The sequence below is a fragment of the Flavobacterium sp. KACC 22758 genome (assembly GCF_028736135.1).
GTDB lineage: Bacteria > Bacteroidota > Bacteroidia > Flavobacteriales > Flavobacteriaceae > Flavobacterium > Flavobacterium johnsoniae.
The window spans coordinates 5,190,451-5,203,397 of sequence record NZ_CP117878.1; the positions used below are offsets into that span (position 1 = coordinate 5,190,451).

A 12,947-nucleotide genomic window follows, 5' to 3' on the forward strand; every position below is an offset into this window, starting at 1 on the left:
TTGATTTTATTATAATTGGTTAACATAAGTATTAAAATAACCGCATTCTGCAATTACATCCTGATAATATTTGGTGTCTGAATAGTCTTTCTGAAGCGTTTTAAATCCGTTCCAGGCTATAAAGTTAACTTTATCATCATTTGCATCCCACCAATATCTTACGCTGTTGTATTTATTATTATAATATTCGTTTCGTTCACATTTCGAAATTAAGTACACACATTTTGCTTTCTGCTCTTTTGTTGTCGCAGCCTGCAAAGCTTTTTGATAATACATTTTTGAAACACTGCAGTCTGTAATCATCTTTTTCATAGAATCTCTAAACGAGTATGGACTTGAACCATAACCTACTATAGTAATCTCGTAAAAAGTTCTTCCGTTTCCAAAATGAGAAATATTATAAAATGCGTTTCCTAACAACAAACTATTTGTATAAACGTCTTCGTTTTTAGCCAGTTTGTCCTGCATTTCTTTAATTGTAGTTAAGAAATCCATCTGGGTATATTTTCTTTTTTGATACGCTGCATGATCGCAGTCGTGACAATCTTTAATACTTCCGTTAAATGGATTTCCTAAAAATTTATAATACTGAACTGAATCTGTCTGTTTCATAAATTCAATCGCTTCAGGGATTTTATTTTTAAAAGCCGCCTGAACTGCCTGAAAGTTATTAATGTCTTTTAACTTCAAACTATAAATTCCTGCTCCAATATTTTCAATTTCGGTTTTATTTGATTTCGCTAAAAATGTTTTTATGCTTTGCAGATTTTTTTCATCATCATAAAAAACATTTCCATCATTCCAATAACTGTAACGTGATTCGCCAAAAATCTCGGCCATAACTAAATTTCCTTTTTCGCGATAAAGTGTCGACAAATAGCTTTTGCTCCATGCAGAAGCATTTTGATAACGAAACTCTCCTCCTTTATATGTTTTAGGAAGTTCATTGTATAACCAATTCAAATCTGCCAGAATTGTTTTTTCGTTTTTATCTGTTAGTTTATCAATTTTGCTCAAGTTGTTTACAAAACGTAATAAACGAAGCTGCATTCCTGCCAATTCAGTTTTAGGAAGTGTTTTTACCGCCTTATCAAAATTCTTGTCGGCATTAGCATAATCTCCTTTTAGCGTCTGTAAATATCCCAGAGACAAATCCCATAAATATGGTCGGTCTGTATTTCCTGCTGCCGAAATTTTTGCGATTAAATCCAGTGCTTTTTTATCAACTTTAACCTGATTTTGTGTTTTATTTTCGGCTATTGTAAGTTGTTTTTTCGGCTGATTTTCTCCGCCATCCTGCTGAAACGAATTATTGATAGTTTCTTCCAGCCTGTTTACCAATCTCGTTCCTAGATAATTTAAGTGCTCACTTTTTGGATCTAATTCATAGATCTTTTCAATCGCTTGTTTTTCATCTTTATAATATCCGTGAATTGCCCACAGCGCTGCTTTTTCTTTATTATTCTTTGCCATTGTCAGCGCTTTATTCCAATCGGCTTCGTTTTTTGGACTAAAACTATAAGCAGTTACCACTCTTAATTCAGGACAATTATCAAAAACCTGTGCATACAAATAATTTGATGCGGCATATTTCTTTTGTTTATAATTGATTCCTGCAACATACCCAAGCGCGCGGTAATACAAAACATTTTTAGGCACAGAACTTTCTGTTTTATTAAAAAAGTCGATTGCTTTTTGTTTATCGTTACTGTAAAAACGGGCTTTCATGGTAAGAAACCAATATCTGTTTCTTAAAAAAGGGTCTGAAATAGTATTGTAAACATTCTCGATTGACTGAATCATTTTGGCATCATTGAAAGTTTCTGCCACAACTGGCTCATAACTCCAATAATCTTTACCAATTGAAACGGTTTCAATTTTTTGTGCCAGATACAAGAATTCAACAAAGCTTTTTACTTTTTCATCTTTCAACGGAATCTTTTTTCCCCATTTTAAAGATGATGCATTTTCTTTTTTGTTTCTATAGTACACATGAAGATCTGTGATTTCTTCTTTGTTTTTGATCGTATTTTTATCATCGGAATAATATCTTGGTTTTTCGTCTCCAATTAAAAAATAATTAACTGTCGTCGTATCTACTTTTCCTTTAAGATAATCTGCCCAATCTGATTTTATGTTTTTATTAAAACGGGAATTATGCTGGGTATCAAAACCAATTCCGTAGAAAATACCGCCCGACAAAAACAAAGGCGAATAGGATTTGTCTGCAAAAGTTTCAGGGGTAAAATTAGAACTGTACGCGCCAAAATAATCCCAGTCGCCATCAGCGCAGGCATAAATTATTCCGTACACAAAAAGGAAAGCTGCACTAAAACCAAGAAACAACCTGCTTAAAAATATTCTTTTCATAATTATTTAAATTGAATTCGTCTAAATCGTAAAATATAATTTCTTTTGGAGACTGAGCTTTATTATCATCTAAATCCTCAGCCATTTCTTTTAAATCGTCTGGAGAAATAGTCTCTGTTTTCAAGAGATCATTTTCTTCGTAATAAACACCATTTTTGTAATTAGATTGTCTGACTTTAAAAAATATCGGACTTATCTGCTCGAAGTTTTTATCTTTTTTAAGTTCGCTGAAATTCAGTTTCGAACGAAGCCCTAAAACTTTTTGATTTCTAATATGAATCGCCCACGAATAAATAGGCAGTGCATAATCGAGATGAAGCGGATATTTCTTTAAACTTTTAAGATAACGTTCAGAAATTTTTCGGCTGTAAATAGAATTCAGCGAATCTGGCGCTATACTTCCCATGTTATAAAACATCAAAACACCGTTATCTACATTTGGAATTTTAGTTTTCTTAAAATATTTCACCTGATGAAGTCTAATGGTGGCCGAAAGTTTTTTCTTCGAAAGCTTTTTAATCTGTTCAATAAATTTAAGATAATTATCTTTACTGTTCAAAGACCAGTCGCAGTCAATTTGAATTTCGGCACAATTAATTTTATTCTTGTTATTGATTTCAGTAACTAAATGAAGTGTTTTTTCGGCCAGATCTTCAATATCAAGATTCTTATCCAGCATCACTTTATTTTGAATAAAAACAACGGGAACAACTTCAAACTCCTTCATGTCTTCATAAAAATGAACCGGGCTTATCGGAAATGGCTTTTGTGTTTGAGGATGAAGTCCAATATCAAAATAACGGATATACAGTTTATGCACATCATTATCTTTTAAAGCAGTCTTTTCTGTTTCAGAAAATTTTAAGTTGGTTTTCCAATAGTAAAAAGAAATTATCGGCTGTTCTTTTTTACTGCATGCTGTCAGAAAAAGAAATAACAAAACCCAAAAAAAACTTTTAACCAAAACGAAGTGATATTAATTTAATTCAAAAGTAAGAAATTATATCACATAAGAGATTTTGAATTCTAAAAAATGCAAAAATATATGAGTTGCTAAATCCTAATAAATGGATAAAAAATTTCAATTAAAGCAAATATAATTGTTATTTTGTGCAATCAAATTCAAAAACCGCTATGTTTAAAAGCAAATTCAAATATATTTCATTTTTATTGGTATTATTAATGATGAGCTGCGCAAAAAGAGGCAGCATTACCGGCGGATTAAAAGATACACTGGCACCGGTTTTGGTTTCGAGTGCACCAAAAAACTTTACTACTGATTTTAAAGGAAATGAAATTAATTTGGTATTTGATGAATACATCAAATTAAAAAATCTTAACAAGCAGCTGATTATTTCTCCTCCAATGAAATATGAGCCGCTGATTACACCAACCGGAGTAAGTAAATTTATAAACATAAAAATAAAAGATACTTTACTGCCTAATACAACTTACAGCTTTAATTTTGGTGAAAGTATTGCCGATAATAATGAAGGTAATGCATTAAACCAGTTTAAATATATTTTCTCAACTGGGCCTTACATCGATTCTCTTACTCTTGGCGGAAAAATTAAAGATGCTTATGCAAAAAATGTAGATAATTTTGTTTCGGTAATGCTTTATGAAGCCAATGACAAATACAAAGATTCTGTTATTTACAAAGAATTTCCGCGCTACATTACCAATACTTTAGATAGTATGAGAACTTTTAAATTCGAAAATTTAAAAGAAGGAAAATATCTTTTGGTAGCTTTAAAAGACAAATCAAACAATAATAAATACAACCCAAAAGATGATAAAATAGGTTTTATCAAACACTTTATCACGGTTCCAAATGATACTTTGTTTGAATTAAGCTTATTTAAGGAAACACTTCCATTAAAGGCTTTTAAGCCAATACAAGCTTCTGGCAACAGGCTGCTTCTTCCGTATGAAGGCAAACAGAATTTTAAACTTAACAAACCCACTATTGTACTTAAAAACAATGGTGAAACTTTAGAAACAATTGTAACGCAGTTTCCTAAAAAAGATTCGCTTCAAATATGGTACAAACCACTAAAAGCAGATTCATTATCGTTAGAAGTTACAAAAGATACTTATAACAAAAAATTCTCTTTTAAGATTAAAGACCAGAAAAAGGACACTTTGAACATTAAAGCGGTTCAAAACGGAGTTATTAATTTTAGAGACCGATTTACTTTAGATACTGAAACTCCATTGGTTAAATTTGACAAATCAAAAATTAAATTAATCAACAAGGATTCTGCTGCTGTCGATTTTACTACAGAATATGATGAACTTGACCAAAAACTGTATATTGATTTCAAGAGGGAACCTCTTCAGAAATATAATTTTACATTTTTTCCCGGAGCACTGACTGATTTTTATGATAAAACAAATGACACTTTATCATACAAGTTAAGCACAAAAGAATATGAGGATTATGGAAATTTAGTATTGACTTTAAAAAATGTAAAACGTTTCCCGATAATTGTTGAGATAACCAATAAAAAAGGCGATCAAGTGCTGGCAAGCGCCTACTCAGAAGGAGAAACCAAACTAGAATTTAACCATATAGAACCAAATTCTTTTACAGTTAGAGTAATATATGATGACAATAAGAATAAAATATATGATACTGGAAATTTTTTAGAAAAAAAATATGCCGAAGAAGTCACTTATCTGCAAGAAAGTTTTGATGTTAGGACTAATTGGGACTGGCAGCAAACTTTTGATGTAAGCATTCCATACAACCCTGATGTAGAGAAAAAAGAAGATCTGAAAAAGAGAAAAGATGAAGAAAAGAAACGAAAAGCTTTCTAAATCTTAATTTCAAAAACATCTTTATCACTTAGAAAATCGAGTTTTTTTCTTGTTTCCAACATTTCATTTTTATCTAAATCAACCACAAAAACATCTTCGGTTTCTTGTGGTTCAAGAATGTAATTGCCTAAAAAGTCTATAACCTGCGAGTGACCGGTATGCTCATAATTATGATGATCTAAACCAACACGATTTACACCAACAACATAACTCAAATTTTCGATTGCGCGTGCTTTTAGCAGAGCATCCCAGGCATTAGTACGCACTTTTGGCCAATTGGCAACGTATAAAAGTAAATCGTAATTTTCTACATTTCGAACAAAAACAGGAAATCTTAAATCGTAACAAACCTGCAGACAAATTTTCCAGTCGAGATAATTTACATTTACTTTTTCTGTTCCTGCAGTGTAGAATTTATCTTCTCCAGCCAGTGAAAACAAATGGCGTTTATCATAATGCTGGATTTCTCCAGACGGAAACACAAAAAACATTCGGTTATAATAGTTCCCGTTTTCAGTAATTACCAGACTTCCTGTCAGGGCACTATTTTTTTTCTTCGCCATTTCTTTCATCCACAAAATAGTTTCACCCTGCATTGTTTCGGCAACAGCAGAAGGATTCATTGTAAAACCTGTCGAAAACATTTCGGGAAGTACGATCAAATTTACCTGCGAATCGATTTGATTTATTTTCGATTCGAAGTTTTTTCTGTTTGCCGGAATGTCTTCCCAATAAAGATCGGATTGAATAAGTGCAATTTTCATTTTCCAAAAATACGAATTTTCAACTAAAAATTATTTTTTACCTAAAAAACACATTCTGCAAAATTTTCTCAAAACACCCTTTAAAACCTTAGCTTTTTTGGATTATAAAAATACTTGAATAAAATTTATTGCAAAAAAAATGCATTTATTGCAAAAAAAATGCAACTGTGAAAAATAAATCTATATATTTGATTCGCCAATAAAAAACCAAAAAAAACATGAAAACCAAACTATTATGAAAACAAAGCTTATTTCATTGGCATTAATTGGGGGGATGATCTTCTCAGCAAATGCAAAAGAAGCTGCAATTAAAATGCATGTCTTTCAACAAAACAGCAATCAGATTGAGATAACCGGCCAGGTAATAGGTCAGGATGATGGAATGCCTATTGCCGGCGCAACAATTTATGCCAAAAGCAGTACTAAAATAGCGACGATAACAGATGAAACAGGAAAATTTAGACTCAATGTTCCTGAAAATGAAAAACAAATCGTGATTTCGTATATGGGTTACGGAACTTTAGAATTTAACCTGAACCAGAAAACCAATTTAGTTATTAGTTTAAAACCTGCGGAAAATGTACTAGATCAGGTTTTGGTAACCGCTCTGGGAGTTAAAAAAAGCACAAAAGCAGTTGCCTATGCAGTAACAGAACTTAAAGGAACTGAATTTACAAAAGCCAAAGAAACTAATATTGCCAATGCCTTAGTTGGAAAAATTGCAGGTGTTAACGTGAGCAGCACAGCAACAGGACCAAACGGATCAAGCCGTGTTGTAATAAGAGGAAATGGTTCGCTAAACGGAAACAACCAGCCGATGTATGTAGTGAACGATTTACCAATCGACAACACACAACTTAATTTACCGGGAATTGGAAATGGTCCCGGATCTACAAGAATCAATGTGGACCGTGGAGACGGAACTTCTGTAATAAACCCTGACGATATTAAAACCATAACCGTTTTAAAAGGCGGAACCGCTGCAGCATTATACGGTGCAAATGCGGCAAATGGAGTTATTTTGATTCAGACCAAAATAGGTGCTGCTCAAAAAGGAATTGGAGTTGATTACAATACGTCATTTACTTTTGAAACGCCGTCTATTTTTCCAGACTGGCAGTACGAATACGGATCAGGATCAAACGGTAAAAAACCAATTAATCAGTCTGAAGCTATAGCAGCCGGGCGCTGGTCGTGGGGCGCTAAAATGGACGGAAGCGATGTTGTGCAGTTTGATGGCGTAGCAAGACCGTATTCTCCGCAAAAAAATAATATTAAAAATTTCTACGAAACCGGAACAACATTTATTAATTCTATTGCTTTATCTGGCGGAAATGAAAAAGCAGCGGGACGTTTATCTTTTTCAAACACAGACAACCAATCTGTTGTTCCTAACTCAGATTTTAACAGAAAAAGTGTAAATATTGCCGGAAATGTAAACATGACAGAATGGTTAAAGTTTGATGTTGTTGCACAGTATAACAACGAAAAATCAAACAACAGGGTTACTGTTTCAGATGCTGAAGCAAATCCAAACTGGGGAACGTACATGATTGCTAATACAGTTGACATTAGAAATCTTGCTCCCGGATATGATGAAAATGGTGTTGAAGAAGCATGGAATCCGGTTGCTGTAGCGACAAACCCTTATTTTGTGGTAAATAAAATTAAAAACAAAGACACCAAAAACCGTTTCATAGGAATGTTGAATGTAAAGTTAAACTTTACTCCTGAATTATTTTTACAGGGAAGAATCGGACAGGATTATACTGATTATGATTTCTTTGGATACATCCCAAAAACAACTCTTAACAATCCGGTTGGATATGCACAAGGTCAAAAAGCGAAATTATCAAATTTAAATACAGAAGCCATTCTTAATTATACTAAGAAAAACATTTACGGCAATTTCTCTTTAAATGCTTTGGCTGGTGTAAACTCACGTACCACTCTGCGAGATGAAACAAGATTTGAAGGATCTAATTTTGTATTGGATAATTTTTATGCTTTAAGCAATTTATCTACGCTTACTTATACATATCCGTACGGAAAAACAAAAACAAATTCTGTTTACGGCGCAGTAGATTTAGATTATAAAAATGTTGTTTTCCTAAACTTTACAGGTCGTCAGGATTGGTTCTCGACACTTTCTAAAGACAACAATACGGTATTTTACCCATCTGTTGGAACAAGTATTATCGTATCGGATATTGTAAAAATGCCTGAATTTGTTTCATTTGCCAAACTAAGAACTTCTTGGGCACAGGTTGGAGGAGCAACTCCGGATCCCTATGCATTGAATCAGTCGTATTCAATGATTCAGGGTGGACATAACGGACAACAGTTACAAGGACCAACAAGTTCGAGAGTTCCTAATTCAACTTTAAGTCCGTTGACTTCAACCACTTTTGAAGTTGGAACTGATTTAGGATTTTTCAATAATCGTTTAAATCTTGATTTTGCCTGGTACAATCGCGCTACAACAAATGATATTGTAGAAACTACAATCTCTAATGCTTCGGGAGCTAATACCGCATTATTAAATCTTGGAAAAATGAGAAACAAAGGAGTTGAGTTTTTACTTAGCGGTAAAATTATCAATTCAGAAAACTTTTCCTGGGATGCCAGTTTAAATGGTTCTTATAACGAAAATACAGTTGAAGCTCTTACAGATCAGTTAAGTTCTATTACAATGGCAACTTCCGTAAACGGATATGTTACAATTACAAGTGATGTAGGTCGTCCGTACAGTATAATCAAAGGATACAGACCTCGTAAAGATGCTAATGGAAACACGGTTTACAATGTAAGCGGCGGTTCGGCAACAATTGCTCAGGGTCCTCTTGAAGAATTAGGACAGGGAGTTCATCCTTGGGGAGCGGGAATCAGTAATGAGTTTAAATACAAAAACATTTCATTCAGCTTTTTAATCGATGGTAAATTTGGAGGAAGTTTATACTCTGGAACTGATTTATACGGAACTCGTATGGGTTTAACGAAACTAACTCTTGAAGGTCGTGAAAGCGGTTTACCAATTAAAGGTGTAGATACAAACGGAAATCCGGTTGATATGGTTATCGCGCCAGAAAACTTAAGAACGTATTATGACGGTTTAAGAAACATATCTTCAACTTTTGTTTATGATGCCAGCTTCATTAAACTGAGACAAATCATTCTGGGTTATCAATTACCGATTGAAAAAATAAAAGGATTATCAAAACTTCAGGGAGCTTCAATTTCATTTGTGGCCAGAAACTTATTCATTCTTTATAAGAAAACACCAAACGTAGATCCAGAATCTGTATTCAGCGCAGGAAATGCGCAGGGTGTAGAACAATTTGGAGTGCCAAAAACCAGAAGTTTCGGTTTAAGTTTAAATGTCAAATTTTAAACTCGTTTTATCTCTAATTTTTAAATTAAAAGACATGAAAAAGTTAACCATATTATATATTACAGGAATACTTTTAGGAAGTATGGCATCCTGTACCAAAGATTTTGAAGAAATTAATACGAACCCAAATTCAGTAGACAAACCAAATCCGAATTTTGTTTTCAGTAAAGCACAGCTTGACGGATTAAACAATAATTACTTCTTTACCAATATTTTGGAATGCGGCGGTTTATTGCAGCATTATGCTACATATAAAGAAGCTTCTGGGGTTGGAGATAAATATTTAAACAATGAAGTATATTTTTCGGCTTATTTCAATCAGGCGTATCCAACTGGTATAAATGAAACACAAATCGTAATCGATGCTTTAAAAAACAGTCCAAACGACAGTAACCGACTTAATATTGCCAGAATCTGGAAAGCATATTTGTATCATAAACTAACTGATTTATATGGAGACATCCCGTATTCTGAAGCAGCGAAAGCCAACAGCACACAGGTTTTCCTTCCAAAATACGATAGCCAGGAGTTTATCTACAAAGATTTATTAAAAGAATTAGATGAAGCTGCTGCAGGATTAGATCCGGCAAAATCAAGTTTCGGAAAATCTGATTTTATTTATGACGGAGATGTATCTAAGTGGAAAAAATTCTCGTACTCTTTAATGCTTCGTCTAGGTTTAAGATTATCTAAAGTCGATCCTGCCCTATCTCAATCATGGGTTACTAAAGCGATTGCCGGCGGTGTAATTTTAAACGGAACAGATAATGCAATCATGAAATATACTGACGGGCCAAATGATTTTAATCGAAATCCGGTTGGTTTTGATGCCAGAAGACAAGATTTTACAGCGGGGTCTTTTGGACAAAAAAATGTTGAAGGCGGTAAACTGGCTAAAACATTTATCGATTTATTGCAATCAACTGCCGATCCTCGAATCAGTGTTTATGCAGGAGTTTGGCAGGGAGGTTCACAAAACACAAGCCTTGCCGTTCAAAAAGGTTTTCCTAACGGAACCAAAACAGCTCCAAGTGCCGCAGAACAAGGAACGTATTCTGAACCTAACCAAAGTACCGTTTTTAAATATGACGCACCGCTTGTACTTATCAGCAATGCTGAAACCAATTTATATTTAGCCGAAGCTGCGGCAAGAGGATGGTACACCAATGAAACGGATAAAGATTTATATGAAAAAGGTGTAAAAGCTTCTTTCTTAAACATGGGGATTTATGGTTCCGCTTATACTATTCCGGATGCAACGGTTTATTTAACCGCGAATCCGTATAATGCAGCCGGAAGTTTTGAAGCCAAAATGAACCAGATTCATACGCAGATTTACATAGCATTATTTGTAGATGAACAAGAAATTTATGCCAATTGGAGAAGAACCGGATACCCAGTTTTAACTCCTGTAAATTTCCCTGGAAACGTTACAAATGGCACAATACCAAGACGTTTAAAATATCCAACCAGCGAATATTCAGTGAATTCAGCTAACTTAGCAGAAGCAGTTAAGCGTCAGGGCGAAGATGCTTTTACAACAAGAATCTGGTGGGATAAATAAAAATAATAACCGTTGGCGTAATTAAACACATAGAGACATAGTTTTTGAAAGTGTTGAAAGGCGTTTCACTTGCATTAACATACATAGCATCTATGTGTTAAAAGCTGGCTTTTTTAAACTCCTGCTTCAAGTAAAGAAATCTATGTTACTATGTGTTTAATAAAATTTTCACGAATTACTCTCAACGGGTTAATAATAAAAGATAAATGAGCATTTTAATTCTTACGGCATGCATTGCGTTTTTAATCATTCAAATAGCTTGGCTTAAAATCAATCCGTTTATTGCCTTTATCATAACAGCTTTATTAGCAGGTCTGTTTTTAGGCCTGCCAATAAACACTTTGTCACAAACTGTTCAAAAAGGTTTAGGCGAAATGTTAGGATCTATTACGCTGATTATTGTTTTCGGAACCTGCATTGGTAAACTTACCGTTTCATCAGGCGCCGCCAATGTCATTGCCAAAACAGTTATGGGATGGACGGGCAGAAAATACGTTCGACTCGGCTTAATGATTACCGGATTTATTGTTGGGATACCTCTATTTTATAGTGTTGGATTTGTTTTGTTAGTACCACTAATCTTCTCAGTAGCCCATCAGTTCAAACTTTCAAAAGTATATCTGGGAATTCCAATGCTGGCGTCGCTTTCAGTAGCACACGGTTTTTTGCCCCCACATCCGTCACCAATGGCATTGAGCAGTATTTTAAATGCTGATATTGGGCTTGTTCTGGTTTACGGAATTATAATTGCAGTCCCAACCATTTTTATTGCCGGTTTGTTGTTTTCAAATCTGCTTAAAAACATCAAAACCGAATCAGATCATGAAATTTTAAATGTTGAAGAAGTGGTAAACCACAGTAAACTTCCGAGTTTTTCACTTAGTTTATTCTCTGCTTTATTTCCCGTTTTTGGATTAACGCTCACTTCAATATTACCCATTTTCATAAAAAATGAAACAGTAGAAAATATTTGCAAAACGGCAGGAGAACCAAGCATGATTATGCTGATTTCTTTACTTATCTGCACCTACACTTTAGGACTCAGAATGAACCGAAGCATTACCTCTGTTATGGATGATTATGCAGCTGCTATAAAAGATGTTGCTTTAATTGTATTAATTGTGGGCGGAGCCGGAGGTTTAAAAGAAGTTATGATTGTAAGCGGTGTAAACGAAACTATAGTTGGAGCCTTAACACAAATAAACATTCATCCTTATTTATTGGCATGGATAATGGCAGCGATTATTCGCGTTTGTGTGGGCTCTGCTACAGCCGCCGGATTAATGACCGCCAGCGTTCTGCTTCCTTTACTGCAAACCACAGGACTAGATCCTAACTTATTGGTTTTATCCGTTGGTGCCGGAAGTTTAATGTGCTCACACGTAAACGACCCAAGCTTCTGGATGTTCAAAGAATATTTTAATATCAGCCTAAAAGACACTTTTAAATCCTGGACCGTCATGGAATCTTTAGTATCTGTTTTAGGCATCATTTTCGTTTTTATTTTAAACTCTATAATACATTAATATCATGAATTTATTACCTCAAGAAAAATTTGAAACTCTTGGTTTGTCTTTACCGCCGGCGCCTCAGCCTTTAGGCATATACAAACCCTATTTAGTTGATGGTAAATATTTATACCTTTCTGGTCACGGGCCGGTTAGAGATGACAAATCTTTAATCATTGGCCGAATTGGCGATGATATGGATATCGAAGAAGGAAAATTAGCCGCAAGACAAGTGGGTTTAACCATGCTTTCTACAATTGTAACCAATTTTGGAAGCCTGAATAAAGTAAAAAGAGTCATAAAAGTTTTAGGAATGGTCAATTGCAGCGGCGATTTTTTAAGACATCCGTATGTAATAAACGGCTGCAGTGAATTATTTGCTGAAGTCTGGGGACAAGAAAACGGAATTGGAGTAAGAAGCGCCGTAGGAATGGGTTCATTGCCAGACAATATTCCTGTTGAAGTTGAAGCTGTTTTCGAATTATTCTAAAAAATTAGACCACAGACGATAACGATTAAAGAGTAAT

The 12,947-nt window shown here is 34.3% G+C and carries 8 protein-coding genes; 5 read left to right on the forward strand and 3 right to left on the reverse strand.

The genetic code is table 11. The annotated features are described in order from the left end of the window. Positions 1 to 9 precede the first annotated feature (9 nt). Both PQ462_RS22220 and PQ462_RS22225 read right to left on the reverse strand, forming a co-directional pair. A complete protein-coding gene (locus tag PQ462_RS22220; protein WP_274251619.1) occupies positions 10 to 2,370 on the reverse strand; it encodes a hypothetical protein in 2,361 nt (786 codons plus the stop codon). Continuing rightward, positions 2,330 to 3,310 carry a hypothetical protein gene (locus PQ462_RS22225; protein WP_274251620.1) on the reverse strand — a complete coding sequence of 327 codons (981 nt, stop codon included), beginning with the start codon at positions 3,308 to 3,310 and terminating at the stop codon, positions 2,330 to 2,332. Before PQ462_RS22225 ends, PQ462_RS22220 begins: the two co-directional genes overlap by 41 nt. Positions 3,311 to 3,504: 194 nt before the next feature. On the opposite strand from PQ462_RS22225, the gene PQ462_RS22230 reads away from it, so the two are divergent. Then, complete coding sequence (locus PQ462_RS22230; RefSeq protein ID WP_274251621.1) at positions 3,505 to 5,193, forward strand: Ig-like domain-containing protein; 1,689 nt, start codon at positions 3,505 to 3,507, stop codon at positions 5,191 to 5,193. Here PQ462_RS22230 and PQ462_RS22235 read toward each other — a convergent pair. Next, positions 5,190 to 5,957 (reverse strand): nitrilase family protein, encoded by a 768-nt coding sequence (locus PQ462_RS22235; protein WP_274251622.1) that lies wholly within the window; start codon positions 5,955 to 5,957, stop codon positions 5,190 to 5,192. The genes PQ462_RS22230 and PQ462_RS22235 overlap by 4 nt on opposite strands. Before the next feature lie 235 nt (positions 5,958 to 6,192). Here PQ462_RS22235 and PQ462_RS22240 point away from each other — a divergent pair, with 235 nt between their 5' ends. From PQ462_RS22240 to PQ462_RS22255, 4 genes are all read left to right on the forward strand, one after another. Continuing rightward, entirely contained in the window at positions 6,193 to 9,348 is a 3,156-nt protein-coding gene (locus PQ462_RS22240; RefSeq protein WP_274251623.1) for a SusC/RagA family TonB-linked outer membrane protein, read from the forward strand. A 34-nt stretch (positions 9,349 to 9,382) separates the two neighbouring features. Then, positions 9,383 to 10,912 (forward strand): SusD/RagB family nutrient-binding outer membrane lipoprotein, encoded by a 1,530-nt coding sequence (locus PQ462_RS22245; RefSeq protein ID WP_274251624.1) that lies wholly within the window; start codon positions 9,383 to 9,385, stop codon positions 10,910 to 10,912. Between the two features lie 206 nt (positions 10,913 to 11,118). After that, on the forward strand, positions 11,119 to 12,438 hold the full coding sequence (locus PQ462_RS22250; protein ID WP_274251625.1) for a GntP family permease: 1,320 nt from the start codon (positions 11,119 to 11,121) through the stop codon (positions 12,436 to 12,438). A 4-nt stretch (positions 12,439 to 12,442) separates the two neighbouring features. Next, the gene (locus PQ462_RS22255; RefSeq protein WP_012022757.1) at positions 12,443 to 12,910 is read left to right on the forward strand and encodes a RidA family protein; all 468 of its coding nucleotides are present in this window, start codon (positions 12,443 to 12,445) and stop codon (positions 12,908 to 12,910) included. Positions 12,911 to 12,947 lie beyond the last annotated feature (37 nt).